A 26,271-nucleotide genomic window follows, 5' to 3' on the forward strand; every position below is an offset into this window, starting at 1 on the left:
CGGGCGTCAGGGGCCCACGTGCACGTAGGGCGCCCAGAGGGCCGCGGCGTCCGGGCGGGCGCGGCGGAGTGTGGTCACCACGTGGTGGAGTGCGCGCGCGGAACCGTCGGCGTGCGGGCCCTCGGCATCGGTGATCCGGCCGTAGAAGGCGTCGGCGAGGTCGGGAGCGCGGCGGTCGCTCACGGCCCACTGCGCGGCGATGACATGCCGGAACCCGGCCATCTGGAGTGCCCCGGCCAGATGGGCCGCCTCGTCGGGCAGGTCGATGTCGCCGATGGCCGTCTCACAGGCGGAGAGGTACGCGAGGTCGGCCTCGGCCGCGCCGAGGTCGGCGATCTCGGCAGCCGTGACCGCGCCCTCCCGCCCGTCGCCGGTGTCCCGGCAGCGGAGCAGGGCGCCGCCCTCGGCGGACGGCACCTGCTCGGCGTGGCCGATGAAATGCAGCCAGCGGGAGGTGCGCAGGGCGGCGAGCACGGCCTGCGGGGTCGCCCCGTCGCCCGGCAGGAGCTCCGCCCCGGGCAGATGGGCGAGGACCCGCCGGGCCTCGTCGTCGGCGTGCCGCAGCAGCCGGTCCTGCTCACCCGGGCGGGGGACACAGACGATGAGCGGGGGAGCGGCCTGTCGTTCCGGTGCGGCGGGTTCGTCGGCGGTGGCCGCGGCGCCGGAAGCACGGGACTCCACCAGCGTCCGCAGGGTGACCGTGTACGAGGAGACCCAGCGGTCCGGCAGCCACGTCCCGTCGGGGAGACGGGCCGCGTGCAGGGGGAGGAACGCGGCCTGGCCCGTCGGGCACCACCACAGCCGGGGCAGCCGGTGCGCGAGGGAGCCGGCCGTCGCGCCGGCCTGCCCGATGCCGGGAAGCGAGTCGAGGGCGCCGAGGACCGGCGCGGCCACCCGGGTGCCGAGTTCGGCCAGGACGTCGTCGACGAGCGGATGCGCCGCTGCGGGATCGTCCTCGGCGAGAGCGGCGGCGCGGTCGAGCCCGCGGGCGAGTTCGCCGGCGTACTCCGGGGACAGTCCGGGCAGCGGGACCACGGTGATCCCGCCGGGGAGCACGATCAGGGCGTCGCTGCGGGTACGGGCGCAGTTGACGATGACGACCGGCCCCTCGGCGCCCGCCCGCAGCAGTTCCGCGGTGTGCGGCCCGGTCAGGAACGGCAGGCCCGTCTCCTGCCGGACGGTCCTGACCAGCGCGTCCCACTCCCGCTCCGCCGCGCGCCGCGGATCGGGTTCGAAGGCCGACGGGTCGTCGATGCCGGTCACGCCGTCCTCGGGACGGTCCAGCGCCTGCCGTGCCCGGTCCAGGCGGGCCAGGAGCTGCGGGCGGTGCACACGCAGCCGGCGGCGCTCGGCCCGCCGGTCGAGGGCCTGGCGCAGCAGCACGCCCCGCCCCTGTTCGAGCAGTTCGAGGGCGAGGTCCGGGTCGCCGGTGTCCAGCGCGGCGGCCGCGGCCTCGCCGCCGATTCCGGCGAGGGCGGAAAGGATGTGCTCACGGTCGGTTCGCGGCAGTCCGTGCCAGGCGGCGGCGGGCAGGAGTTCCAGGGCCGCGCGGAACCGGGGCAGCGCGCGGTCCGGACGGTTCAGGGCGGCCTGGGCCCGCCCGGCGCCCAGCGCGGCGAGCACCCGGTCGAACGGGGGCGCCGCGGTGATCCCGGCGGCCCGTTCGTACAGAGCGGCCGCCTGTTCGAGGTCCGTGCGCCCGCCCGTCAGGGTGTGCAGTGCGCCGAGGACGCCCGCGTGGGCGGTGAGAGGGCGGATCAGGTCCCGCTCGGGAACGCCGGACGCCACCAGCTTCCGCAGGGCCCGGGCCTGGGCGCGCTCGCCGCGGCGCAGCACCGCCTCGTCCCGCTCGGACTCGCCCTGCTGGCGCAGCAGCAGGGCCTCCAGCTCGATCAGCCGCACGCCGAGGCGACGGGCGTGGCCGGGCGTCCTCCGCAGTGCGCCGACGAGCCGACGGGCGGCCGCCAGATCCTCGGGCTCGCGGCGGTGCCGGTGGCGGAGCGTGTGGGCGGCGGCGAGGAGGAAGGACGTCTCGGCGTGGTCGGAGCCCGACGGGTCCAGCAGGGCCAGTGCCCGCCGGTGGTCGTCGATGGCCTGCCCGATGTGGGCGTCGTCGCGGGTACGGCTGTAGAGGTCGACGAGGGATACGGCCCGTACCGGCAGCAGTCCGGGCAGCAGGGCCGGCTCCTCCGCCTCGGCCAGCCGTACGGCCTCCGTCTCCTGGGCGAGAGCGGCCCGCAGGTCGGCGAGGGAGTCCTCGGCGGAGTAACGGGCGTGCAGGGCGAGGGCGGTGGCGGTGAGCAGCGGGATGCGGTGGACGGCGGACGGAGGTGCCACGCCGGAGTCCGCCGTTGCCGTGGCGGACGTGCGCAGGGCCTCGGCCAGGTGGTCCGGGTCGCCGGTGGCCTCCCACAGGCTCGTCAGGACCGTGGAGAGGACGGCCCGGTGCAGCAGGCCTTCGGCGTCCCCCGCAGGAAACGCGGCCACGGCACGGCGGGCCGCGTCGAGGATCTCGGCGGAGGTCTCCGGATCGGCGGCCCACCCGGGGTCGGTGCGCAGGGCCCGGACCAGCAGGCCGAGGCCGCGTCCGTGCTCGGGGTCTCCCGGGGCGGTGGCCGCCACCGCCAGCCGGATCAGGACGAGGGCGCCGGCGAGCGCGCCGCCGGTGCCCGTACCGTTCCCGGCCGCCCGGACCGGGGCCGCGGCGCACCGCCTCCAGAAGGCGGGCCCGTTGCTCAGGTCGGACGCCGGTACTCCGGCGACCGCGGCCCGCAGCGAGGCCAGCACCGGTGGCGGGACGCTTCCCGGATGGTCCTGGAAGAGCAGGGTGAAGTAGGCGCACGCACGCGCCAGTTCGCCGTCCGCGTCCGGACCGTCGAGGAGCTCGCACCGGAACCAGTGGAAGGTTCCCAGCAGATGCACGTCCGGTTCGTGCATGCGCCAGCCGGGCGGCCCGGGTCGCGGGGCCACCGCCACGGCGGCGGCCTCCCGTGCCTCCGCTTCCGCCCGCGGATCCAGCAGACCACCGGGGTCGTCGGTGCCGGCGCCGTCGTCATCGGAGGCGGCGTCCGTGCGGGGAGCGGTGTGGAGGTCGATACGGCGGCGCAGCGGGAGGGCCTGCGGCGAGGCCTGCCGGCCTGCGGGGACGTCGTCCGACGGCACGGGCACCGGAGGCCGCGGGCCCCGCCGGATCCCGAAGCGGGCGGCCATCCGGCGCAACCGCCCCACCGAGGCGGGGGACGAAGGGTTCTGCGGACTGCTGATGAGGGCACGTCCTCTCGTCATGCGCGGCGGCGCGACCGGGTACGGAAGCGGTCCGCGAGGAGGGTGAGAACGACGGCCGCGACCGCCGCTGCGAGCGCGGGCAACGGCCTCGTCGCGTGACCGGCCAGTTGATATCCGGCGGCCACCGCGAGCCATCCGGTACCGGCCGCGGCGGCGGCGAGCCCGGCCCGGTCGACGCCCGTGGACCGGGCGAACGGATCGTCGGCGCCGGACCAGCGCACCACCGTTCCGGGCAGGGCCACGGCCAGCCCGAAGAGCAGCACGATGACCGGGGCCTGGAGCCGCGCCGGCAGCGGGACCTGGAACCCGAAGGCCTGGACGGCGGTGAGCGCCATCAGCACACCGCCGATCACCGCCCCCTGGACCTGGAGGAGTTGCTGGCGCCGGCCGGTGAGGCGCTGGGTGACCAGGCCGTCGGTGACCCGCGCGATCTCGTCGGCCCGCTGCCGCACCACCTCCAGGTGGGCGGCGGTGTCGTCGAGCGCGGCCAGCAGCAGCTCCGCCGCGACCCGGTCGCCCTCGCCCAGCGATCCCGTGCCGGTGCCCGTGACCCCGGCCATCGCCGCCGTCGACGCCTCCACTCCCCGGCGCATGACGCGGATCCTGCCGAGGGCGTCGATCAGCCCGGCGGAGCCGCCCTGGATCCAGGCCAGTTCCGTGGACGCGCGGACCAGGGCGCCGACGGGCAGGGTGCCGCCGAGCACCGCGGGGTGCAGGGCCGTCATCCGTTCCACGGCCTGCTCCACCCGGGTGCGCGCGGTGGCCAGCGGGGCGCGGGCGGCGGCGTACACGGCCTCCTGATGCCGTACGGCGGCGGCGTGCAGGAGGTAGCGGGTGAGGGGCACCAGACGCCCGGTTCCGTCGGACCAGGTCCACGCGTCGAGCGGTTCCCGCCCGCCGTCCGGGGCCAGCGCGAGCAGCCGCCGTTCGGCGGTGTGCCCGTCGGCCCCGATCTCCCGCAGGGCCGGACCGGCGTCGCCGAGGGGCCGGTGGACGGGCCCGGACACCGCGGCGACGGCACCCGCGGGCAACTCCGCGCGCAGGACGGCGACCGCGTCGTCGGCGTCGGCGGGAACCAGCGGGGCGTGCGGGCTCACGCCCCGGTACACCCGGACGGCCTGGAGGACACCGGAGACCGCCGCGTCCTGAGGCACCGCGGGGACGGCGGCCCGCCACGCGGAGTCGGCGTCCGCCCAGGCACGGTCGCCGCCACAGGTGAGCACCACCGCCACGCCGACCATCTCGTGCACGGCGTACAGCACGGCCTGGTGGTCGCCCGAGCGCGCGCTGTCCTCGGCCGCGGCCAGCACCCGTACGGCGGAGCCGGTCTCGGAGAGCACGGCCGCCAGGTCGGCGGGCGGATCCGCCGGCACCCCGGCCAGGGCGGGGGCGTCCATGCCGAACCGGTCGCGGCAGGCGGCCCAGACCGCCCTGAGGTGGTCGTCCGCCGGGCTGCCCGGCGTGCACCGCGCCGAGGCGTAGAAGACGTGCACCACCAGGTCGCGCTCACGCGGACCGGCCCGCATCCGTTCCCCCTCCCTGGCGGGGCGTGCGGTGAGCGGGGTCCCCGGAGGCGGGTGTCGGTGTCGCGGCGCCCGGCGCCGGATCACCGGTGAGGGCCGTCAGGGTGGCGGCGATGTCCTGGACCAGGACGTGTGCGCTCTCCTGGACGGAGGCGGGGGCCGCCACGGCGGGCTCGGAGAGCCGCCGGGCCCGCAGGTCCGCGCACAGGTCCTCCAACTCGCCCGCCCACCCCCGGACCTGAACGGCATCGGGTACGTGGCCGGCACGGACGCCGGACCGGGCGCGGTCCAGGACGTCTGCGACGCGCCGCCACCGATCCTCGGCACACTCGGCCCCCAGGACCTCCGCGACCTCGGCTTCCAACTGCCGCAGCGCGCTGATGACATCGCGATCCACTCGGCCCCCCGTCCTCCCGCCGCGGACCGGGCCCCGGAGCCTCGCGGCCCTGAGCCCCTTCACGGCTCACCATGATTCGCCCACGACGTCCTACCCATACGGCGAACGGCCGAAAATCCCCCAAACCTCGGCAAGGGCCGGTGAGTACCGCCTCGCTCGGCGTCCTACCGGTTCATCGCCGGACGGTGACGCGCAGGGGCGCCCGGAAGGACAGCAGACCGAGCATCGGCGGCTCATCGCCTCCGGCGCCTCCTGCCCCTCCAGGCACGTCGTCGCATCCCGCCTCGGGCAGGCGTCCGGCCGCCGCGCGCAGGGCGATCGCGGCCTCCGTGCGGGCCAGGGACGCTCCCGGGCAGCGATGGCGGCCGGCCCCGAACGCCAGATGGTGACGGATGTTGGGCCGGTGCGGGCACATCCGTGCCGGGTCGGCGAAGACCTCCGGGTCGGATCCGCTGCCGAGGAGCATCAGCAGCAGCGGCGCTCCCGCGGGGAGGCTCACCCCGCCCAGCTCGACCGGTCGGGCGGTGACGCGGCGCCAGGTGGTGACGGGCGGTTCACGGCGCAGCACCTCCTCCGTCCACGCCTCGGCCAGCCCCTTCTTCTGGGGCAGGAGCCGCCAGAGGCCCGCCTCGCCGAGCCCGCGCCGCAACACCGTGGCGATGAGCTGGCCGGTCGTGGACTGACCCGCGATGAACACGAAGAAGCACGCGGCCACGGCGGTACGGACGTCCAGCGGCCCGCCGTCGGGCAGGCGGTGGCGGGCCAGCGCCCCGACGAGCGAGTCGGGCGGATGGCCGCCCTCGCGCACCGTGGCGGTCAGCCACCGGTGGAACTCACCGGCGAGCTCGGCCAGTTCGAGCTGCCGCTCGGGCGTGGGGCGGCCCCAGAACAGTTCCAGCGACGCGTCGCTCCAGCGGATCAGCGTCGCCGGGGCGATCCCCTGGATGCCGAGCAGCTCCATCAGCACCCGGCAGGGCAGCACCTGCGCGAAGGAGCCGAACAGATCGCAGCGGCCGGTGGCGTCGAGCTCGGACCGCACGGAGTCCAGCAGGTCGTCGGCGATGCGCTCGATCGCCGGTACGGTCGCGGCGACGCGTTCCGCGTGGAAGAACCGGGTCACCAGGCGGCGTAGCCCCGCATGGCTCGGACCCCCGTTGTTGGCGAGAGCGGGCGGGAGCGCGAAGCCGGCCCGGGCGAGTGCGCGCAGCGCCCCGACCGGCAATGGGGTGACCGCGTGCAGGGCGTTGTCCGGGTGGAACCCGGCCGGGTCGAGCAGCACCCGACGGATGTCGTCGTAGCGGCTGACCAGCCACAGCCCGGTGGCCGGGTCATGGTGCACGGGTGCCTCGGAGCGCAGGGCGTCCAGCCAGGGGTACGGGTCCCGGACGAACCCGTCGCCGAACAGGTCGAGCAGGCCGAGCGCGTCACCGGGAGCGAGCGGTCCGCCAGGAGCCGACGGGTCACCGGGGCCGGGCGCCCCGCGACGGGACCCCGCGTCGGCCCAGGTGATCGCGTCGCCCGCCGCGCTGCCGTCCAGAGCCGGGGAATTCACGGGCCGGACGCTAACACGCCGGAGCGCGGCCCCCGGCGCGGCTGTGCGCAGGGTCACTCGATCACCAGGGGGGTCATCACCCCGGCCTGGATCTCGATCAGCAGGTTCTCCTTCGAGTCGATGGAGGAGTACGGCGCTCCCTTGGCGATTCCGACCGCCCGGCCCAGGTCGCTGACGGTGGTCGCCGCGTATCCCTGGCGGGGGCCGGCGCGGGAACCGATCCCGGGCCGGCCCCCGCCGCGACGTCCGTCCGTCGTTCAGACGGTGGCCACCGGGGTGAGCGGACTGCCCTGGGTCCCCGGCAGGTTGAGCGGGGGAGCGGTGAGCAGGAAGCGGGTGCGGCGGTGTTCGCGCAGCCAGGCGGCGAGGTCGTGCAGGTACCACATCTCGCCCATCGGGACGCCCAGCTTGAACAGGCACAGGTGGTGCAGCGGCAGCAGGGTGTGCGGGCCCTGGGCCTGGGTCACACCGACGCCCTCGATCGCGTAGTTGTCCGAGGCGATGGCGGAGATCTGCGACTCGGCGATCCAGTTCAGCAGGTCCGGGTCGTCCGCGTCGAGGTAGGCGGCGGTCCGGTGGATGGCGACCGGGTCCGGGTTCTTCTCCCAGGCGAGGATCTGGGTGGCGAAGCCGGTGTGGACGAGGAGGATGTCCCCGGGCTCCACGACGATGTCGTCCGCCGCCATGATGTCCTGGAGCTGCTTGAAGTTGACCGCCTGGAATTCCGTGCCGAGGTGGTGCACGATGTCGATGAGGACACCGCGGCCCTGCACCCCGTGCTCGGCCATCTTCTCCAGACCCAGGTGGCGGGCGAATCCGAGGCTGCCGCTGCCGTCGCCCTTGGCGTCCGGCCGGGGCCCGACGATGTCGGCGCCGGGCCGGAAGCCGTTGTAGTAGACGGCCTCCGCCACCCCGTCGCCGTCGGCGTCGAACTCGGCGCCCTGGTGGGCGAGGGAGTCCCACTGGGTGGAGTACTGGAGCCAGAGGGTCACCACGTCGTCGGACCAGACGTCGATGAGGTCGGGCGAGAAGTGCTCGCTGGCCTTGATGTTGTAGAAGACGTCCTGCTGGTGCTGGAGGTCCTCGGTGGGCCGGAGGATCGGCGGATAGCGGCGCTGGTTCAACGACGTGCCGCCCGGATAGTCCAGCGGCAGGCTCAGACTGAACGAGATGCCGTGCTCGACCTCCCGCACTCCTTGGAGGACCTTCTCGGGGGTCAGGAGGTTGATCCGCCCCAGCTCGTCGTCCTCGCCGAAGTCGCCCCAGGTGGAGCCCGGCGGCCGCTGCTTCCAACGCTTGCTCACGATAAAACGCCTCCTCGGATCACGGTCCCCGTTGACAGCTCCCGCATGCTATGAAGAATGGACCGATCGGTCAACAAGTCTGATTGCCTGGTTCGAAAGCTTTCTCTCGCCTTGTTCTCGGTAATAGACTGACTGGTCGAAACAGCTGTTCCATGTCTATCCCGCGGAGGGATGCAATGAGCGAATCCACACAGGCGTGGGTCGCGGCGGGCGTGCGTGCCGTGATCGGGGCGCACACACAGGCCCAGGACGCCGGCCGCACCGACGAGATCGTCGCGCTGTACACGCCCGACGCGGTGCTGGAGCTTCCCGGAACCGACCCCCTCCAGGGGCACGACGCGCTGCGCGCCGCCTTCAAGGGGTGGGAGCCCACCCTGCCGCAACTGCATCTGGTGACCAACACGGTCGTCACCTCCACCGGGCCCGACGAGGCGACGGCGGTGAGCGACGTGCTCTTCCTCCAGCGCGGCGAGGCCGGCTGGGCCCCGCAGGTCGTGGGCCGCTACGACGACGCGTTCCGACGGGTCGACGGGGCCTGGCTGCTGCGGCGCAGGACGACGACGTACCAGGTCTAGCGAACGACCCGCGGCCCCCGTGGTCCGTGGGCCGTGGTCCGTGGCCCCAACCTCCACCCCCTTCGACCTTGGAGTGAGATGAGTACGACCTCTGCCGACGCCGAGGCGTCGGTCGCCGCCGCTGTGCAGTCCGCCGTCGCCGCCTACGCACAGGCGCTGGACGCCGGCCGCCCTGACGCCATCGCCGGCCTCTTCGTGCCCGACGGCGTCGCCGAGATAGCGGGCGTGGCCACCTTCGAGGGCCGCGACGCGATCCGGGAGGGATACGCGGCCTTCGCACCGACCCTGCCGCAGCTGCACCTGACCGCCAACACGGTGGTCACCTCGTCGACGGAGGAGCAGGCCACCGCGGTCAGCGACCTGGCGTTCCTCCAGCGGGGCGAGTCCGGCTGGGCGGTGGCGCTGGTCGGCCGGTACGACGACACGCTGAGCCTGCACGACGGGGTGTGGAGGTTCCGGCGCCGCGTCACGACCTTCCGGCCCTGAGGGCGCCTGGAACCATTGATTGTACTGACCGGCTGGTCCAATTTTCGCAGGGATGCGAAACAGCATGCGAAACAGCATGCGAAGCCGCACGACTGGAGTCCGTCATGAGTGACAAGAGTGCCGAGGAAGCCACCGATCTGCGGGCCGCGGGCTGGAAGGCCATGCGGGCCGCCCTGCCCGGTGTGTTCCCCGAGGGCGACATCGATCTGCGGGACGGCCGGCTCGGCGAGGACCTCGTCGACATCGGCCTCACCAGCGTGTGGGGGGCGCTGTGGGGGCGCGAGGGCCTCGCCCCGCGCGACCGCAGTCTGGTCACGCTCGGCATTCTCATCGCCCTCGGGGCGGAGACCGAGCTGAAGACCCACGTCCGTATCGCGCGGTCGAACGGACTGACGCAGGACGAGATCGCCGAGGTCGTCTACCACTCCAGCGGCTACGCCGGGTTCCCACGGGCCCTCGCCGCCCGTGCCGCCGCCCGCGAGGCGCTGGAGCGCTGACCGCCGTCCCGGCCGGGACGCACACCCACCCGTCCCGACCCCACACCGAACCGAGCACACGAGGAGTACAGGCATGTCATTGCAGGGAAAGGCCGCGGTCGTCACCGGCGGCGCGCGGGGGATCGGGCACGGGATCGCGACCGTGCTCGCGGCCAAGGGAGCCGCCGTGGCGGTCTGGGACCTCGACACCGAGGGCGCCGAGAAGACCGCCGCGGAGATCCGGGCCGCGGGCGGGACGGCCGTCGCGGTGGGCGGTGACGCCGCCGACGCCGAGGCCGTCGCCCGCTCCGCCGCGCGCACCCGGGAGGCGCTCGGGCCGGTCGCCATCCTCGTCAACAACGCCGGGATCACCGCCTACGAGCCGTTCACCGGCATCAGCGAGTCCGCCTGGGACCGCATGATCGCGATCAACCTCAAGGGCCCCTTCCTGGTCACCCGGGAACTGGTCCCCGACATGGTCGAGGCGGGCTGGGGGCGGATCGTCAACATCTCCTCGTCGTCGGCCCAGACCGGCGCACCGGCCATGGCGCACTACGCGGCCTCCAAGGGCGGCGTCATCGGCCTCACCAGGGCCCTGGCGGTCGAGTACATCGAGAAGGGGATCACCGTCAACCACGTCCCGCCGGGGTTCATCGACACGCCCCTGGTGCGTCAGGGCCCCATCGACGTCGAGGCGGCCGCCGCCACGATGCCCATGAAGCGCGCCGGCACGCCCGAGGACGTGGCGCACGCGGTGGCCTACCTCGCGTCCGAGGAGGCGGGCTATGTGACCGGCCAGACGTTCAGCGTCAACGGCGGACGCTACCTCGTCTGACCGGGTGAATATGCGCCTCGGGCCCGCCGCGCCGGCGCCGTGAACTGACACGCTGCACCACAGCGTGGCTGCTCGACGGGGGGCGCCGGCGGGGCGGAGGGGTGGGGGCATGACGGTCGGGCACAGCGTGGACGATCCCTCGGAAGACCCGCATCCCGCCGTACGACCCACCGGTGGCGCCCCGCCGCGCAAGGTGCCCCGGCATGTCGCCTGCGTGATGGACGGCAACGGACGATGGGCGGCGCAGCGCTCGCTGCCGCGCACCTCGGGCCACCGTGCCGCCGAGACGACCGTCATCGACGTCATCGAGGCGGCACGGGCCGCGGGCGTCGAATGGCTGAGCCTGTACGCCTTCTCCACGGAGAACTGGGGGCGGCCCAGCACCGAGGTCGACTACCTGATGCACCTGGTCCGCCGAGTCGTCCGCAAACACGCGCCGCTGCTGCACGCGCGCGGCATCCGCTGCCGCTTCCTCGGCGCGAGCGACCCACGGATCCCTCCGGCGCTGGCGCGCGACGTCGCCGACCTCATGACGCTGACCGGCGACAACAGCGGTATGACGCTGACGGTCGCGTTCGACCACGGCGGACGCAGGGACATCGTCGAGGCCGCGCGGTCACTGATCCGCGCGGGCGTCCCCGCCGAGGCCGTGACCGAGGAGAGCTTCGCCGCGCATCTGCCCTTCCCCGACACCCCGGACGTGGACCTGGTCATCCGGACCTCCGGTGAGCAGCGCATCTCCAACTTCATGCTCTGGCAGGTCGCCTACGCCGAGTGGGTCTTCCCGCCGGTGCTGTGGCCCGACTTCCGCGCCCCGCACTTCCTCGCCTGCCTGCGCACCTACCGGCACCGCGACCGTCGCTTCGGCGGCGTGGTGCCGCAGCAGAACGGAGCCTTTCGCCCATGACCGTTCCCGAGGAGACCCTGTTCGGCAAGGGATCAGCATTCCGGGAGTTCCTCGACGACCCGCGCTGGGCACTGGCCGTGATCCGGGCGACCGTCCTGGAGGCCGCGCATCCTCAGGTCGGTGCCGCCCTGATCGAGAACTCCACCTTCGTCGCCCACCCCTGGCGGCGCCTGCGCAACACCCTGCGCAGTCTCCAGCGCATGTTCGGCGACGACGACGAGGTACGGAACCGGGAGGCCGCGCGCCTCAACCGGCTGCACGCCCGGCTCAACGGCACCGACCCGCGGGGACGGCCGTACGACGCGATGGACCCGGCCGTGCGCGCCTGGGTGGTGGCGACCCTGTTCGAGAGCACCGTCACGATGTGCCGCCTGGGCGGACAGCCCCTGGAACAGGAGGTGATGGAGCGCCTCTACACCGAATTCCGCGCGTACCTGGCCCTCATGGAGGACGGGGAAGGCCAACTCCCCTCCGAACTCTCGGAGTTCTGGGTCTACTACGACAGGGTCGTGGCGCGGGAGCTGGAGAACACGGAGGCGATGAGGATCATCCTCTACAAGCTCTTCGACCATCTGCCCGCACCACCCGTCCTGGGAGGCCTGCCCACCTTGTGGGCCGCCGGTCGCGCCCTCACCGGCCCGGTCATCGGGGCGATCACCGTGGCGTCGCTCCCGGAGCCCTTCCGCAGGCGGGCCGGGCTGCCGGAGATGCCCGGGGCCCAGACCCTGATGCAGGGCGCCTACCTGGCCGTCGGCCTGGTCCGCTTCCTGCCCGACGGCTGGCTCCGCGCGGACGCCGTCGCCGACCTGCTCGCGCTCTCACCCGACAGCGACGACCCCCGGGCGCGCACCCTCACCGCCCTGCACCACCGGATGCGAAGGGCCGGAGCCCTGATCCGGCTGATCACCCCCCTCCCTTTCATCCCCGAGCCCGCCACGCCGGACTCCACGCACCGCAGCGCCGAGGAGTTCTTCCACGAGGTCCTGGACCAGACCGGCGACGGCTACCTCGACTGGCCCGACCTGGCCGCCATGGCCCGCGAACTGTCCACCCGCCTCGACCTGGACGAGCCCGAGGAGACCAGGCTCTACAACGCCCACGCCGACTGGTGGCGCGAACTCCAGCGAGCTCTCGACACGGACGGCGACGGCCGCGTCAGCGCCCACGAGTACGCCGCCGCCGTCCCCGCGCTGGCCGGTCCCGCGCTCATCAGGGTCGCCGAAGTACTGTTCGACGTCGCCGACACGGACGGCGACCAGTGCATCGACGCCGACGAATACCGGGCCCTGTTCCGGACGGGCTTCCACCGCGACACCCACCGCACCGACGGCGCGTACACGCGCAGCGCCTTCGTCAACGACTTCCTCTCCTTCATGTCCGGGCGCCTGCGTTCGAGCCCCTACGACCCGGTGATCGCGCAGGCATGAGCGTCGGTGGGCCCTCGCCGGCACCGGGAACGGACTCCGTGAACGAGGTCAGGCGCTGATCCGGCCGTGCACGAGGACGGGAAGGTAGCCGGCCGGCCGGTCGGCGGGGATGCGTACCTCGAACGTGTTCTTCCACGTCCACACCGGCACGACGTAGTGGTCGGCCTCCTTCCTGATGGCCCCGTTGACGGCGACGATGTGCTCGCCCTCGGGGTCCGGGCGGCCCCAGAGAGGGGCGGGCGCGCGCGTTGGCGGCGTCGACCGTCCCCTGGGGAGCGGCGGAGTCGATCGGTGTGATGGTGGAGCCGGGCGCGCCGGCGACGTCCAGCAGCACGGTGGGCAGGTCGACGGCGAAGCCCGCGACCTCGCCGAGCCGCCAGCCCTTGTTCCTCAGATCGATGCTCAGCTCCGCGTCGAGCTTGCCCGCGCGATCTCCCGCGAGAACAGTGCCTGGGCGTCGTACATCTCCGGCGAACGGAGCTTCAGCAGTTTGCCCAGGCTCCGCGACAGCACGAAGTCCAGGTCGAACAGGGGCTCGTAGGGGACCGCCGTGTGGGCCGCTTTGGCGTCCCGCTGCTCCAGACGCTTTTCAGGAGGACACGCAGCAGTTCCACGAACCTCGCCCGGTCCGGCCCGGTGAACGCAAAACGGAACAGTCGCTTTATCGCCATGGCTATTGGGATTATTAGGCTGTTTGGGTATTTTTATGGGTTTGTTCTGCTTCGACTCATTTTGATCTTCTGGGAGATGTTTCTGTCTCCCGGGAAAAGAAACGTGGCTCCGATGATCGCCGCGGTCCAGGTCAGGGTGACGGGCGACAGGCCAAGGCCCAGGCCGCCGCGGGTGTGGCCGAGTGCCATCCAGTCGGCGAGGGAGGCGCCGAGGGGGCGGGTGATGACGTAGGCGGTCCAGAAGGCGGTCACCGCGTTCAGGGAACCGAAGCGGTGGGCCAGCGCGGGGACGCAGATGCCGGCGCCGAAGAGGACGACCGACCCCAGGTAGCCGAGGCCGGTCGTGGCGGTCAGGTCGCCCGCCGCGGTTCCGAGGGCGAAGGTCGTGAGTACGGCCGCCCAGTAGAAGGCCTCGCGGCGGCGGGTCTCGATGGTGTGGACGGACAGGGTCCGCTCGCTCGCGTACCAGAGCACGAAGACCGTGGCGAGTGCGGCGAGGAAGGCCGGGGCGGACACCGCGTACGGCACGCCGAGGCCGACGTGCAGGACGTCGGCGGCCATCGTGCCGAACACGCTGACCATGACGACGGCGGTCCAGTAGGCCCAGGCGACATACCGGCGCAGAGCGAACTGGACGGCCAGGGAGGCCGCCAGCGCGAGGCCGCCGAGCCCGACGGCCGGGACCGGGCCGAGCGTACGGGCCAGCAGGTCCGACGCCGTCTCCCCCATGCCGGTGGTCAGCACCTTGATGATCCAGAAGGAGACGGTCACCTCCGGCACCTTGTTCGCCATCCGGTGTACGGGCAACGGGGGACGGTCGTCGAGGACGTGCTCTGCGGTCATGATCCGCACGATGGCACGCCGGGCCTGAACACAACCTGAACGGCCGACCGGGGGAGCGGGAGACCGGGGGCCCGGGAACGGTGGCGCGTAGTACCGCGGTACGACCCGACGGGCGCGGATCAGTCCGCGGTACCACCGAATCGGGACGTTTCGTCTACTAGCGTTGCCGGTGAGGCGTCAGGGGCGGCCGAAGGGCGCCGGTGCCCGACAGGACCCGACAGGAAGGGACACGGATGATCGACGCACGGCGGCTGACCAAGAGGTACGGCGAGAAGACGGCCGTCGACGGGCTGGACTTCACCGTCCGGCCCGGCACGGTGACCGGCTTCCTCGGGCCCAACGGCGCGGGGAAGTCGACGACCATGCGCATGATCGTCGGCCTGGACGCTCCGACGAGCGGGTCGGTGACGGTCAACGGGCAGCACTACGCCCGGCACCGGGCGCCGCTCCAGGAGGTCGGCGCCCTCCTGGAGGCGAAGTCGGTCCACCCGGGCCGCTCGGCCCGCAACCATCTGACGGCGCTCGCCCTGACCCACGGGATTCCCCGGCGCCGGGTCGACGAGGTCATCGACCTGGCGGGGATCGGCAGCGTGGCCGGGAAGCGGGCCGGCGCCTTCTCCCTGGGCATGGGCCAGCGGCTGGGCATCGCCGCCGCCCTGCTGGGCGACCCCCAGACGGTGATGCTGGACGAGCCGGTCAACGGCCTCGACCCGGAGGGCGTGCTCTGGATCCGCACCCTGCTCAAGGCCCTCGCCGACGACGGGCGGACCGTGTTCGTGTCCTCCCACCTGATGAGCGAGATGGCTCTCGTCGCCGACCATCTCATCATCGTGGGGCGGGGCCGGCTCCTGGCCGACACGACCGTGCGCGACCTCGTCCGCGAGGCGGGCGGCGACACGGTGACGGTGGCCACCCAGGACCCGGCGCGGCTGCGGGACGTGCTGGCCGGTCCCGGTGTCGACATCACGGGTCACGCGGGTTCGGAAGAGCTTCAGGTGGCCGGCCTGAGCGCCCGCGAGATCGGCCTGAAGGCGGCCGAGCACGGCATCGCGCTGTTCGAGCTGACCACGCGCACGGTCTCGTTGGAGGAGGCGTTCATGAATCTGACCAGGGATGCCGTGGAGTACCACGGCTCCGCGACCGGCATCGACACGTCCGCGACCGACGGGAGGGCGGCATGAGCACCCTCACCGCGCCCGCCGAGGCGACCCCGGGCACCCCCGCCCGCCCCGCCCACCGGGTGACCGGACGGCGCGTGCTCGCCTCGGAGTGGGCCAAGCTGTGGTCGCTGCGCTCGACCTGGATCACGCTGGGCCTCGGCCTGCTCTTCCTCGTCGCCTTCGGTCTCATCGCGGCGAACCACTACAGGTCCGGCATCGGTTCGGGACGCCAGGAACGCGACTTCGCCACCGCGACGGCCGTGAGCCTCTCCCTCTTCGGCACCAACTTCGCCCAGCTGGCGCTCGGCGTGCTCGGCGTCCTGGTCACGGCGGGTGAATACTCCACGGGAACGATCCGCTCGACGCTCACCGCCGTGCCGCGCCGACTGCCCGTGCTCTGGTCCAAGGCGGCCGTGTTCGGGCTGGTCGCGCTCGTGGTGGGCACCCTCGGCGCGTTCGTCGCCTTCGCCCTCGGCAGCGGCATCGTCTCCGGCACCCCCGCCGCGCTGAGCCCGACCCACACGGGAGTCGTACGCAGCCTGCTGGGCGCCGGGCTCTACCTCGGCCTGGTCGGCGTCATCGGCACTGCCCTGGGCGCCCTGCTGCGGTCGGTGGCCGGAGGCATCGCGGTGCTGGTCGCCGCCCTGATGCTGATCCCGGGCCTGGTGTCCCTGCTGCCCAGCTCCTGGCAGGACGACATCGGTCCCTACCTGCCGGGCAACGCGGGCGAGTCCATGTTCGCCCTGACCCACGACAGCACCACCCTGTCGCCCACCGCCGGGCTCCTGGTCTTCCTCGGCTGGACGGCGCTCGCGCTGGCGGGGGCGGCGTACCGGCTGGTGCGCAGCGACGTCTGACGGCCTGCACCATGGGCGGGTGACCACCTTGACGACGACCACCTACGCCGGGGATGCCGGCGGCACGGGACCGCTGCTCGCCCGGCTCGCCCGGACCGGAGGGCGACTGCGCCAGGCGGACCGTGACCATCCGTGGGTGCTGGACACCGCGGTGGCGGCGCTGGTCTTCCTCATGTTCTGCCTGCCCGACCTGCTGCACCACCGCGGTGTCGGCGCCGGCACCGGTGCCAGGGACGGGGACGGTGCGGGGGACGGCGACGGCCCGCGCCGGATCCCGTTCGCCTTCACCCAGCTCCCCCCGGCCGCCGTGCTCGCCCTCCAGGCCGGTCTGGTGCTGCCGCTGCTGTGGCGGCGGCGCCGGCCCCTGACCGTCTTCCTCGCCATCGCCGCCGTCTTCGTCCTGCAATGGTCACTCGGTGCCGCGCTGCGCGCGGACGTGGCCCTGTTCGTCGCCCTGTACAGCCTGGCCCTGCACGGGCAGCTGCGCCGGCTCCCGTGGGCCTGCGCCGTCATGGCGGGCGGGATGGTGCTGGTCGCCGTCCGCGTATCGCCGGCCGTGTCGGTCTGGGACGCGCTGTTCTTCCTGCTCGGCACGGCCACCGCGGCCCTGGCCGTCGGCCTCGTGGTGCGGACCCGGCGGGCCCGGCTCGCCGGGCTGCGGGAGCGGGCGGCGCGGCTGGAGACGGAACGCGACCAGCGCATCAGACTCGCGACCGCCACGGAACGCGCCCGGGTGGCCCGCGAGATGCACGACATCGTCGGCCACAACCTGTCCGTCATCATCACCCTCGCCGACGCCGGCGCGTACGCCACGGACCTCGCCCCCGAGCGCGGCAAGGAGGCCCTGCACCTCATCGGGGACACCGGCCGCACGGCCCTCGGCGAGCTGCGCCGGGTGCTCGGTGTCCTGCGCGAGGCGTCGGACGGCGCCCGTCAGCCGCCCGAACTCAGCCCGCAGCCCGGCCTCGGGGACATCGAGTCGCTGTGCGACGGTGTACGCGGCGCCGGGCTGGAGATCGTCTACCGGACCGTCGGCGAGGTGGACGCCCTGGACCGGGGGAGGCAGTTGACGGTCTACCGCATCGTCCAGGAAGCCCTGACGAACACCCTGAAACACTCCGGGGCGGGCACCCGGGTCACCCTGTGCGTGGTCGTCGAGGACGACCGGCTCGTCATCCGGATACGCGACAACGGCCCGGCCGGACATCCCGGACCGGGCAACGAGGAAGGACACGGACTGGTGGGCATGCGTGAACGGGCGGCGCTGTACGGAGGGACCGTGACCGCCGGACCCGCGTCCGACGGGGGCTGGACCGTGGAGGCCGTCCTCGACCTGGGGCCCGGGGCAGGTGCCCGGTGACGACCGTGCTCGTCGTCGACGACCAGGAGCTCCAGCGCTACGGCTTCCGGGTGCTGCTCGACTCCCTCCCCGAGACGGAGGTGGTCGGCGAGGCCGCGAACGGCACCGAGGCCGTCCGCAGGACCGCCGAACTCCGTCCCGACGTGGTCCTGATGGACGTACGGATGCCCGGCATGGACGGCATCGAGGCCACCCGCCGGATCACCGCCTCGGGCGGCCGCTCCCGCGTCCTCGTGCTGACCACCTTCGATCTCGACGAATACGTGCACGCCGCCCTCCGGGCGGGAGCGAGCGGTTTTCTCCTCAAGGACGCGCGCCCGGAGGAACTCCTCGCCGGGATCCGCGCGGTCGCCTGCGGCGACGCGGTGATCGCGCCCGCCCTGACCCGCCGTCTCCTGGACGAGTACGCCCGCTACGCGCCCACCGGACGGGGGGACGCGGGCGAGGACCCGCGCCTGGCCTCCCTCACCGAACGCGAGCGGGAGATCCTCGTGGCCATCGGCAAGGGCTGGACCAACGGCGAGATCGCCGCCCGCTTCGTCGTCGCCGAGTCGACCGTGAAGACGCATGTGGGCCGTGTGCTCGCCAAGATCGGCGCCCGGGACCGCGTCCAGGCGGTGATCTTCGCCTACGACCGCGGGCTCGCCCGCCCGGGGGCGGACGCGGGACTCGACCCGTGAAACGAGCCCGGCCTCCCGGTGCCCTGGCCCGTCAGGTGCGCGGGGCCGCGCCGACGACCCGGCTCGCCGCCGTCCAGCAACGCCGCGGGCACGAACACGCCCAGCAGCCGTCCCCGCCAGGCGGCGGGCAGCGCGACCCGGCACAGGATGCCCACCGGGGTCGGCAGGACGACACCGGCCAGCGCGAAGCCACCGTGGACCGCGCTCCCGGCCGCGGTGATGAGCAGCGGGACGGTGAGCGGGCTCAGCAGGGTGGAGGCGAGGACGAGGCCCACCATGGCCGGCTGCTCGCCGTCACCTCTCCCGGTCCCCACGGTGGCTCCGGCCGCGACCGGCATCGCCACGACGAGGGGGATCACCGGGAGCGGGACCGCCAGATGCAGGACGGGCTCGGCACCAGGGAGAGCAGCAGCGGCGTGATGCCCGGTGACAGGCCGGTCCCGGGGCCCAGCGGCACCGTGTGGGCGCGACGCAGCCACAGGCCCATCCCTACGAATCGGTTTCGATCCCGCCCGGTGTCTGGGGCGGTGATCGCCGCCGGGCCATCATGGGGGCATGCGCCGGCCGCTCCGCCTGTACACCCCCGAGTGGTTCACGGCCGACGACTCGACCCTGAACGTCGCGCTCGTGTACCCGATGCAGGGGCCCGCCGGGATCTTCGGTCCCGCCTGTGAGGCGTGCGCCCGGCTGGCCGCCGAGGAGATCAACAAGGCCGGCGGAGTGCTCGGCAGGGAACTGCGGCTGCTGGAGGTCGACGGCGGAGCCGACCCGCGGAGCGTGGCCGACGAGGTCGAGGCCCTGGTCGCCACCGGCGTGGTGCACGGCGTGACGGGCTGGCACATCTCCTCGGTCCGCCAGGCGATGGCGCCGCGCGTCGCCCACCGGGTGCCGTACGTGTACACCGCCCTGTACGAGGGCGGGGAGCGCACGGACGGTGTCTTCCTGGCCGGTGAGACCCCCGACTGGCAACTGCTGCCCGCCATGCGCCTGCTCGCGGAGGCACGGCGGGTACGCCGCTGGTTCGTCGTCGGCAACAACTACGTCTGGCCCCGGCACACCGCCCGGGCCGCCCGCCGCTATGCCCGCGCGGCGCGGGGCGGACGGGTCTGCGGCGAGGCGTATCTGCCCCTGGGCGCCGAGGACTTCACCGATGTGCTGCGGCGCATCGAGCACACGGACGCGGACGGTGTGCTGATGCTGCTGGTGGGCAGCGACGCGGTCCGCTTCAACCGGGCCTTCGCCGCCTGCGGCCTCGACCGGCGGTGTCTGAGGCTGAGCACGCTGATGGACGAGAACATGCTGGTGGCGAGCGGTCCGGAGACGACCGGCGACCTGTTCAGCACGGCCGGCTTCTTCGCCTCGCTCGCCACCCAGGACACCCTGGACTTCCAGGGCCGTTACGCCGACCGCTTCGGCTTCGGGGCGCCGGCCCCCGGCAGTCTCGGCGAGTCCTGCTACGAGGGGGTGCTGCTGCTCGCCTCGCTCATCGAACGGGCCCGCACCCTGGACGTCTCAGCGATCTCCGCCACCGCCGAGACGGTCTCCTACGAGGGTCCGCGCGGCCTGCTCCACCTCCGGGACCGGCATGTCCGCCAGCGCATCTACCTCGCGGAGGCGGACGGGCTCGACTTCAACGTGCTCGCCCAACTGCCTTCCCCGTACGACCTGAGGTGACCTGGACCGGGCCGTCGGTGTCGCGGCCCTCCAGCGCGTCGGCCAGTCGTGCGAGCAGGCCGTCCAGCTCCTCGTCGGGGAGCGCCCGTGCCAGGTCGACCCAGTCGGCGCGCACTTCACGCGCCAGCAGCTGCCACCGCTGCCTGCCCCGCGGTGTGAGGTCGGCCAGGACACGGCGCCGGTCGGCCGGGTCGACGCGACGGTGGACCAGGTTCTGGTCGACGAGCTGATCCACCAGCTTGGTGAGGCTCGGCGCCGGCAGGAACGCATGGTCGGCGAGGGCCGTCATATGGTGGCCCTGTCCGTCGGAGAGCAGGTCGAGCACCCGCCACGCCTCCACCGAGCAGTCGAACTCGTCGAGGACGGACTGTACGCGGCGCACGGCGAGACGTTCGGCCCGCGTGAGCAGGTGCAGCAGATCCTGGGGCCGTCTCGCCATCGCGCTCCTCCACTCTTCGCCCGCCGACTGCCGCTCCTGCCCGAGCCTACCGTCGATCACCGGGCCCGCGGCAAGGGAATCAGGAAAGCCAACCTTCCCACGGAAAGCATTAATTGCTCGCCTCGCCCGAATTTTTACTTCCCCTGGAAACTGTTCTTCAATTGCTCGGAAACGCAGGTGAAACAGTTTCCTCGCAGGCTGTGTCCGCCGTCACCTACTTCTCATCGCCCCTTCGGGGCAAGGAGGTTGTGCATGTCCGGGTTCAGCATCAGCAGACGCGGTCTCCTGGCCGGCGTCTCGGCCGTCGGCGCGTCCGCAGCCCTCAGCGCGTGCGGCGCCAAGACGGGCGACAGCACCTCCACCGGCTCCGGCGCCAAGGCCGACACCTCCGGCGACACGGTCCGGGTCGGCCTGCTGAACTCGCTCTCGGGCACCATGGCGATCAGTGAAGTGACCGTCCACAACGCGCTGTTGCTCGCCGTGAAGGAGATCAACGCGTCGGGCGGAGTGCTGGGCAAGAAGCTCAAGGCCGTCAGCCAGGACGGCGCCTCCGACTGGCCCACCTTCGCCGAGAAGGCGGAGAGCCTCATCAAGGACGACCAGGTCGTCGCCACCTTCGGGTGCTGGACCTCGGCCAGCCGAAAGGCCGTCAAACCCGTCTTCGAGCGGTACAAGTCCCTGCTGTTCTACCCCGTGCAGTACGAGGGCCTGGAACAGTCGCCCTACATTTTCTACATCGGCGCGACCACCAACCAGCAGATCGTCCCGGCTCTCGACTATCTCAAGAAGCAGGGGCTCACCAAGCTCTATCTGGTCGGCAGCGACTATGTCTTCCCGCGGACCGCCAACAAAATCATCAAGGCGTACGCGAAGGCCAACGGCATGGAGGTCGTGGGCGAGGACTACGCGCCCCTGGGGTCCACGGAGTTCGGCACCATCGTCAACAAGGTCAAGGACGCCGGCGCCGACGCGGTGTTCAACACCCTCAACGGCGACTCCAACGTGGCCTTCTTCAAGGAGTACAAGTCCGCGGGCCTGACCGCCAAGAGCCTGCCGGTGCTCTCCGTCTCCATCGCCGAGGAGGAGGTCAAGAGCATCGGAACGCAGTACCTGGAAGGCCAGTTGACGGCCTGGAACTACTACGAGACCACCGCGGGCGCGGCGAACAGCACGTTCGTGGCGGCCTACCAGGCCGAGTACGGCAAGGACAAGCCGACCTCCGACCCGATGGAGGCCGCCTACATCTCCGTCCTCCTGTGGAAGGAGATGGTCGAGAAGGCCGGCTCCTTCGACGTGGCGAAGGTCAGGGCCGCCTCCGACGGCATCGCACTCGACGCCCCCGAGGGCAAGGTCACCGTGGACGGCGCCACCCAGCACGTCTACAAGACCGCCCGGATCGGCAAGGTCGGCTCCGACGGCCTGATCACCGAGGTCTGGAACTCCGGCAAGCCGATCAAGCCCGACCCCTACCTCAAGGGCTACTCCTGGGCCTCCGGCCTCTCCTGATCCAGGCCGCACGCGCACGGACCCGGCTCCGCGCGAGCCGGGTCCCGCCCCACGCCCGCACCCCGTTCCCGACCCGGAGCCGCCTCATGACGGTCGTCCTCAACCAGTCCTTCACCGGCATCAGCATCGGTGCCGTCCTGCTGCTCATCGCGCTCGGCCTGACCCTGACCTTCGGCCAGATGGGCGTCATCAACATGGCGCACGGCGAGTTCATCATGGCCGGCGCCTACACGACGTACGTCCTCCAGAAGTCCATCAGCGGCGCGGGCCTCTCCCTGCTGGTCGCGCTGCCCGTCGCCTTCCTGGTCGCCGGAGCCATGGGCGCCCTGCTGGAATGGCTGCTCATCCGCCGCCTCTACACCCGCCCGCTGGACACGCTGCTCGTGACCTGGGGTGTCTCGCTGATGCTCCAGCAACTCGCCCGCGACATCTTCGGCGCCCCCAACGTGCAGACCACCGCGCCCGACGTCCTCACCGGCAACATCTCCCTGGGCGGCGGCGTCACCTTCGCCGACAACCGGCTGTTCATCCTCGGCCTCGCCCTGCTGAGCGTCCTCGCCCTCACCCTCGTCCTGAAGCTCACCCCGCTGGGCCGCCGGATCCGCGCCGTCGTCCAGAACCGCGACCTCGCCGAGGTCTCGGGCATCGCCACCGGCCAGGTCGACCGCATCACGTTCTTCATCGGCTCGGGCCTCGCCGGTGTGGCCGGTGTCGCCCTCACCCTGGTCGGACCGATCGGACCCACGATGGGCACCAACTACATCGTCGACGCCTTCCTCGTCGTCGTGGTGGGCGGCATCGGGCAGCTCAAGGGCAGCGTCATCACCGCCTTCGCGCTCGGTGTGCTCCAGGCGGTCCTCGAATACTCGACGACCGTCAGCGTCGCCAAGGTCGTCGTGCTCGTGGCGATCGTCGCGTTCCTCCAGTGGCGACCCCAGGGCCTGTACACCCTGCGCACCCGGAGCCTGGCATGACGACGACCATCACCCCCACCGCGGTGACCTCACCGCCCCCGACCTTCCTCGACCGGTTCCGCGTCCCCGCCGGGTTCGTGCTGGGCGCCGTCCTCCTGCTCGGTGTCGCACCCCTGGCGCTGTCCGACTTCCGCCTCAACCTCCTCGCCAAGTACCTGTGTTACGCGATCGTCGCGGTCGGCGTCAGCCTCGCCTGGGGCCGCGGCGGGCTCATGGTGCTCGGCCAGGGCGTCTTCTTCGGCCTCGGCGGCTACGCCATGGCCATGCACCTCAAGCTCGCAGACGCCGCCGCGACCGGCGAGACCCTGCCCGACTTCATGCAGCTCTACGGCACCGGCGACACCCTGCCCTGGTGGTGGAAGCCGTTCGCGAACCCGGCGTTCGCGCTCGCCATGACCGTGCTGCTGCCGATGGCGGTCGCGGCCGTCCTCGGGTTCTTCGTCTTCCGCCGCCGGGTGAAGGGCGCGTACTTCGCGATCCTCAGCCAGGCACTGGCGGCCGCCCTGTCCATCTGGCTGATCGGCCAGCAGGCCACCACCGGCGGCACGAACGGCCTCACCGACATCCAGGGCTTCTTCGGCTACTCGCTCGACGACCCCGTCAACCAGCGCACGGTGTACTTCCTCATCGCCGCCGTCCTGCTGCTCCTCATGGTCGGCGTCCGCCAGCTGTTCGTCAGCCGCTACGGCGAACTCCTCGTCGCCGTACGGGACTCCGAGGAACGGGTGCGCTTCCTCGGCTACGACCCGGCCAACGTCAAGCTCGTCGCCTACGTCCTCGCGGCCGGAGCGGCCGGGCTGGCCGGGGCCCTGTTCGTCCCCGCCGTGGGGATCATCTCCCCGGCCCTGATCGGGATCGTGCCGTCGATCGGCTTCGTCATCGGCGCGGCCGTCGGAGGCAGGGCCTCACTGGTCGGCGCGGTGCTCGGCGCGATCGCGGTGGCCTGGGCGCAGAGCACCCTCTCGGACGCCTTCCCCGCCGCGTGGACGTACCTCCAGGGCCTGCTGTTCGTGGTGGCGGTCGGCTTCCTGCCCGGCGGTCTGGCCTCCCTCGGCGCCGTGCTCCGCAAGCGACGCCTCCGCATGACCCGGACGGGAGAGACGGCATGAACGGCGCAGGACTGACCGTCCGCGATCTGCGGGTCACCTTCGACGGCTTCACCGCCGTCGACGGCGTCGACCTCGACATCCACCCCGGCGACCTGCGCTTCCTCATCGGCCCGAACGGCGCAGGCAAGACCACCCTGGTCGACGCCGTCACCGGCCTGGTGAGGGCGACGGGCTCCGTCCGCTTCGACGGCCAGGACCTGCTGGGCCGGCCCGTGCAGAAGATCGCCCGTGCGGGCATCGGCCGTACGTTCCAGACGGCCACGGTCTTCGAGGAACTGACCGTCCTGCAGAACCTCGACATCGCGGCGGGCGCCGGGCGGAACGTGTGGACGATGCTCCGCCGCCGCAAGGACCTCCCCGAGCCGGTCGTGCGTGCCCTGGAGACCACCGGACTCACCGACCTGCGCGAGCGCCCCGCCGGAGTGCTCGCCCACGGACAGAAGCAGTGGCTGGAGATCGGCATGCTGCTCGTCCAGGACGTCAGGCTGCTGCTGCTCGACGAACCCGTCGCGGGCATGAGCCACGACGAACGCGAGGCCACCGGCGCACTGCTCCAGCGGATCAGCGCGGACCGCACCGTCGTCGTCATCGAGCACGACATGGACTTCATGCGCTCCTTCGCCCGCAGCGTCAGCGTCCTGCACGCGGGCAAGGTCCTCAGCGAGGGCACCGTCGCCGAGGTACAGGCCGACACCAAGGTCCAGGAGGTCTACCTCGGCCGCGCCGCGGAACAGGGGCCCGCGACCGATCCCGTTCCCGCCACTCCCGTGGCCGTCGCCGAGGAGGCGTGAGCCAGAGATGCTCGAGATCAGTTCCGTCCGGGCCGGCTACGACCGCACCACGGTCCTGCACGGCGTCACCGTCTCGGTCCCGAAGGACGGCGTCGCCACCGTCCTCGGACACAACGGCGCCGGCAAGAGCACACTGCTGCGCACCGCCATGGGCCTGATCAAGGCCAGGAGCGGCACCGTCCGGCTCGACGGCGAGGACATCACCCACCTCGCCCCGCACCGGAGGGTCGCCCGGGGCATGGCCTACGTCCCCCAGGGCCAGCAGTCCTTCCCCCACCTCACCACCGCCGAGAACCTCCGACTCGTCGCCGACGGCCGCCCCGACGGGAAGGCGGCGACCGCCGAGGCGCTGGACTTCTTCCCGGTCCTGCGCGAGCTCTCCGGCCGCCGCGCCGGTCTGCTCTCCGGCGGCCAGCGCCAGCAACTCGCCCTCGCCCGCGCCCTGATCACCCGCCCCCGGCTCCTCCTGCTCGACGAGCCGACGGAAGGCATCCAGCCGTCGGTCGTGGCCGAGATCGAGGAGACGATCCTCGCCCTCACCCGGCGCGGCGGACTCTCCGTGCTCCTCGTCGAACAGCACGTCGGCTTCGCGATGCGCGCCGCCCAGTGGTACCACGTCCTGGAGGCCGGACGGGTGACGTCCTCGGGCGAGGGCGGAACGGCCGCGGAACAGACCGTCCGGGCGGCGCTCAGCGTGTGACCACCCGTGACCGAGCTACTGTGGCGACCGTGGAGCTCGTCGGAAAAGGTGGTTCGGCACAGGTGACAGACAGAAGTCCGCTGCGCGTCCACATCGTCACGTTCGACGGTGTGGAGGAACTGGACGTCTTCGGCCCGCTCGAGGTGCTGTCCGTGGCAGCCCGGGCCCATCCGGTCACGGTGAAGCTGGTGACGGGAGGAGCGGCGGCCGAAGTGACCTACGGCTACGGGACGAAGGTGCCGGCGGCGGCCTGGTCCCCGCAGGACGCCGATGTGATCATCGTGCCCGGCGGAGGTTTCGACCGGCGGGACGGGGCCGGAGTGTGGGCGGAGATCGACAAGGGCGACCTGCCGTCCGCACTGCGTTCCGCCCATGATGCCGGAGCGACCGTGCTCGGCGTCTGTACCGGGGTCATCCTGCTGTCCGCCGCCGGTCTCACCTCGGGCCGCACCTGTACGACCCATCACCTCGCCAAGCGCTACCTCGCCGAACAGGGGGTCAAGGTCATGGACGAGCGTGTCGTCGACGACGGTGACCTGATCACGGCCGGCGGCGTCTCGTCCGGCATCGACGGCGCCCTCTGGCTGCTGGAACGCGAGTTGGGCAGGGCCGCCGCCACCTACGTCGAGACGATCGTGGAGTTCGAGCGCCGGGGTGACGTGTTCAGAACGGCCGACTCCTGCCCGTGATCCCGCAGGAGGCGATCGTGCTGAACCTCCCTGCCGGGGGAGCCGGGGGAG

The 26,271-nt window shown here is 72.5% G+C and carries 27 protein-coding genes; 17 read left to right on the forward strand and 10 right to left on the reverse strand.

Annotation, left to right across the window (positions count from 1 at the left end; genetic code table 11):
* Positions 1 to 6: 6 nt before the first annotated feature.
* The 6 genes from ABZ490_RS16870 to ABZ490_RS16895 form a co-directional block, all read right to left on the reverse strand.
* A complete protein-coding gene (locus ABZ490_RS16870; RefSeq protein ID WP_358990066.1) occupies positions 7 to 3,285 on the reverse strand; it encodes a CHAT domain-containing protein in 3,279 nt (1,092 codons plus the stop codon).
* Positions 3,282 to 4,811: a CATRA conflict system CASPASE/TPR repeat-associated protein gene (locus tag ABZ490_RS16875; RefSeq protein WP_358990069.1), complete on the reverse strand. Its 1,530-nt coding sequence runs from the start codon at positions 4,809 to 4,811 to the stop codon at positions 3,282 to 3,284. The genes ABZ490_RS16870 and ABZ490_RS16875 overlap by 4 nt, the downstream gene beginning before the upstream one ends.
* Positions 4,792 to 5,205: a hypothetical protein gene (locus ABZ490_RS16880; protein WP_358990072.1), complete on the reverse strand. Its 414-nt coding sequence runs from the start codon at positions 5,203 to 5,205 to the stop codon at positions 4,792 to 4,794. Before ABZ490_RS16880 ends, ABZ490_RS16875 begins: the two co-directional genes overlap by 20 nt.
* A 172-nt stretch (positions 5,206 to 5,377) precedes the next feature.
* Complete coding sequence (locus tag ABZ490_RS16885) at positions 5,378 to 6,757, reverse strand: cytochrome P450 (protein ID WP_358990075.1); 1,380 nt, start codon at positions 6,755 to 6,757, stop codon at positions 5,378 to 5,380.
* A 53-nt stretch (positions 6,758 to 6,810) separates the two neighbouring features.
* The gene (locus tag ABZ490_RS16890) at positions 6,811 to 6,978 is read right to left on the reverse strand and encodes a helix-turn-helix domain-containing protein (protein WP_358990445.1); all 168 of its coding nucleotides are present in this window, start codon (positions 6,976 to 6,978) and stop codon (positions 6,811 to 6,813) included.
* 36 nt (positions 6,979 to 7,014) lie between these two features.
* The gene (locus ABZ490_RS16895) at positions 7,015 to 8,061 is read right to left on the reverse strand and encodes a cyclase family protein (RefSeq protein WP_358990078.1); all 1,047 of its coding nucleotides are present in this window, start codon (positions 8,059 to 8,061) and stop codon (positions 7,015 to 7,017) included.
* A gap of 176 nt (positions 8,062 to 8,237) precedes the next feature.
* On the opposite strand from ABZ490_RS16895, the gene ABZ490_RS16900 reads away from it, so the two are divergent.
* The 6 genes from ABZ490_RS16900 to ABZ490_RS16925 all read left to right on the forward strand — a co-directional run bounded on the left by ABZ490_RS16900 (position 8,238) and on the right by ABZ490_RS16925 (position 12,767).
* Positions 8,238 to 8,636, forward strand: a complete 399-nt coding sequence (locus tag ABZ490_RS16900; RefSeq protein ID WP_358990081.1) for a nuclear transport factor 2 family protein — start codon at positions 8,238 to 8,240, stop codon at positions 8,634 to 8,636.
* A gap of 78 nt (positions 8,637 to 8,714) precedes the next feature.
* Positions 8,715 to 9,122 carry a nuclear transport factor 2 family protein gene (locus ABZ490_RS16905; protein WP_358990084.1) on the forward strand — a complete coding sequence of 136 codons (408 nt, stop codon included), beginning with the start codon at positions 8,715 to 8,717 and terminating at the stop codon, positions 9,120 to 9,122.
* 104 nt (positions 9,123 to 9,226) lie between these two features.
* On the forward strand, positions 9,227 to 9,619 hold the full coding sequence (locus tag ABZ490_RS16910; RefSeq protein WP_358990087.1) for a carboxymuconolactone decarboxylase family protein: 393 nt from the start codon (positions 9,227 to 9,229) through the stop codon (positions 9,617 to 9,619).
* A gap of 73 nt (positions 9,620 to 9,692) precedes the next feature.
* Positions 9,693 to 10,433, forward strand: a complete 741-nt coding sequence (locus ABZ490_RS16915) for an SDR family NAD(P)-dependent oxidoreductase (RefSeq protein WP_358990090.1) — start codon at positions 9,693 to 9,695, stop codon at positions 10,431 to 10,433.
* A gap of 109 nt (positions 10,434 to 10,542) precedes the next feature.
* Complete coding sequence (gene uppS, locus ABZ490_RS16920) at positions 10,543 to 11,340, forward strand: polyprenyl diphosphate synthase (RefSeq protein ID WP_358990093.1); 798 nt, start codon at positions 10,543 to 10,545, stop codon at positions 11,338 to 11,340.
* On the forward strand, positions 11,337 to 12,767 hold the full coding sequence (locus ABZ490_RS16925) for an oxygenase MpaB family protein (protein WP_358990096.1): 1,431 nt from the start codon (positions 11,337 to 11,339) through the stop codon (positions 12,765 to 12,767). Before uppS ends, ABZ490_RS16925 begins: the two co-directional genes overlap by 4 nt.
* A gap of 704 nt (positions 12,768 to 13,471) precedes the next feature.
* Here ABZ490_RS16925 and ABZ490_RS16930 read toward each other — a convergent pair.
* Complete coding sequence (locus ABZ490_RS16930; protein ID WP_358990099.1) at positions 13,472 to 14,281, reverse strand: hypothetical protein; 810 nt, start codon at positions 14,279 to 14,281, stop codon at positions 13,472 to 13,474.
* Between the two features lie 233 nt (positions 14,282 to 14,514).
* On the opposite strand from ABZ490_RS16930, the gene ABZ490_RS16935 reads away from it, so the two are divergent.
* Genes ABZ490_RS16935 through ABZ490_RS16950 form a run of 4 tightly spaced genes read left to right on the forward strand, consistent with a single transcriptional unit; the run spans position 14,515 to position 18,338 of the window.
* A complete protein-coding gene (locus tag ABZ490_RS16935) occupies positions 14,515 to 15,462 on the forward strand; it encodes an ATP-binding cassette domain-containing protein (protein ID WP_358990101.1) in 948 nt (315 codons plus the stop codon).
* Positions 15,459 to 16,298: an ABC transporter permease gene (locus tag ABZ490_RS16940; RefSeq protein WP_358990103.1), complete on the forward strand. Its 840-nt coding sequence runs from the start codon at positions 15,459 to 15,461 to the stop codon at positions 16,296 to 16,298. Before ABZ490_RS16935 ends, ABZ490_RS16940 begins: the two co-directional genes overlap by 4 nt.
* Positions 16,299 to 16,326: 28 nt before the next feature.
* Positions 16,327 to 17,658 carry a sensor histidine kinase gene (locus tag ABZ490_RS16945; protein WP_358990448.1) on the forward strand — a complete coding sequence of 444 codons (1,332 nt, stop codon included), beginning with the start codon at positions 16,327 to 16,329 and terminating at the stop codon, positions 17,656 to 17,658.
* On the forward strand, positions 17,655 to 18,338 hold the full coding sequence (locus ABZ490_RS16950) for a response regulator transcription factor (RefSeq protein ID WP_358990106.1): 684 nt from the start codon (positions 17,655 to 17,657) through the stop codon (positions 18,336 to 18,338). Before ABZ490_RS16945 ends, ABZ490_RS16950 begins: the two co-directional genes overlap by 4 nt.
* On the opposite strand, the gene ABZ490_RS16955 is transcribed toward ABZ490_RS16950, so the two are convergent.
* Entirely contained in the window at positions 18,287 to 18,697 is a 411-nt protein-coding gene (locus ABZ490_RS16955) for a hypothetical protein (protein WP_358990109.1), read from the reverse strand. The two genes, ABZ490_RS16950 and ABZ490_RS16955, sit on opposite strands and share 52 nt — an antisense overlap.
* The gene (locus tag ABZ490_RS16960) at positions 18,694 to 18,825 is read right to left on the reverse strand and encodes a hypothetical protein (protein WP_358990112.1); all 132 of its coding nucleotides are present in this window, start codon (positions 18,823 to 18,825) and stop codon (positions 18,694 to 18,696) included. Before ABZ490_RS16960 ends, ABZ490_RS16955 begins: the two co-directional genes overlap by 4 nt.
* Before the next feature lie 68 nt (positions 18,826 to 18,893).
* On the opposite strand from ABZ490_RS16960, the gene ABZ490_RS16965 reads away from it, so the two are divergent.
* Complete coding sequence (locus tag ABZ490_RS16965; RefSeq protein ID WP_358990115.1) at positions 18,894 to 20,012, forward strand: substrate-binding domain-containing protein; 1,119 nt, start codon at positions 18,894 to 18,896, stop codon at positions 20,010 to 20,012.
* On the opposite strand, the gene ABZ490_RS16970 is transcribed toward ABZ490_RS16965, so the two are convergent.
* Positions 19,969 to 20,451, reverse strand: coding sequence for a MarR family transcriptional regulator (locus ABZ490_RS16970; protein ID WP_358990117.1), 483 nt, complete (start codon positions 20,449 to 20,451; stop codon positions 19,969 to 19,971). The two genes, ABZ490_RS16965 and ABZ490_RS16970, sit on opposite strands and share 44 nt — an antisense overlap.
* A gap of 252 nt (positions 20,452 to 20,703) precedes the next feature.
* Here ABZ490_RS16970 and urtA point away from each other — a divergent pair, with 252 nt between their 5' ends.
* The 6 genes from urtA (at position 20,704) to ABZ490_RS17000 (ending at position 26,220) form a co-directional block, all read left to right on the forward strand.
* The gene (urtA, locus tag ABZ490_RS16975; protein ID WP_358990120.1) at positions 20,704 to 21,957 is read left to right on the forward strand and encodes an urea ABC transporter substrate-binding protein; all 1,254 of its coding nucleotides are present in this window, start codon (positions 20,704 to 20,706) and stop codon (positions 21,955 to 21,957) included.
* An 86-nt stretch (positions 21,958 to 22,043) separates the two neighbouring features.
* The gene (urtB, locus tag ABZ490_RS16980) at positions 22,044 to 22,931 is read left to right on the forward strand and encodes an urea ABC transporter permease subunit UrtB (protein ID WP_358990123.1); all 888 of its coding nucleotides are present in this window, start codon (positions 22,044 to 22,046) and stop codon (positions 22,929 to 22,931) included.
* A complete protein-coding gene (gene urtC, locus ABZ490_RS16985) occupies positions 22,928 to 24,040 on the forward strand; it encodes an urea ABC transporter permease subunit UrtC (RefSeq protein WP_358990125.1) in 1,113 nt (370 codons plus the stop codon). Before urtB ends, urtC begins: the two co-directional genes overlap by 4 nt.
* Positions 24,037 to 24,831, forward strand: a complete 795-nt coding sequence (gene urtD, locus ABZ490_RS16990; RefSeq protein WP_358990128.1) for an urea ABC transporter ATP-binding protein UrtD — start codon at positions 24,037 to 24,039, stop codon at positions 24,829 to 24,831. Before urtC ends, urtD begins: the two co-directional genes overlap by 4 nt.
* Positions 24,832 to 24,838: 7 nt before the next feature.
* The gene (urtE, locus tag ABZ490_RS16995; protein ID WP_358990131.1) at positions 24,839 to 25,531 is read left to right on the forward strand and encodes an urea ABC transporter ATP-binding subunit UrtE; all 693 of its coding nucleotides are present in this window, start codon (positions 24,839 to 24,841) and stop codon (positions 25,529 to 25,531) included.
* A gap of 62 nt (positions 25,532 to 25,593) precedes the next feature.
* Entirely contained in the window at positions 25,594 to 26,220 is a 627-nt protein-coding gene (locus ABZ490_RS17000) for a DJ-1/PfpI family protein (RefSeq protein ID WP_358990134.1), read from the forward strand.
* Positions 26,221 to 26,271 lie beyond the last annotated feature (51 nt).

It is taken from the genome of Streptomyces sp. NPDC005811 (assembly GCF_040630405.1).
In the GTDB taxonomy this organism is placed as follows: domain Bacteria; phylum Actinomycetota; class Actinomycetes; order Streptomycetales; family Streptomycetaceae; genus Streptomyces.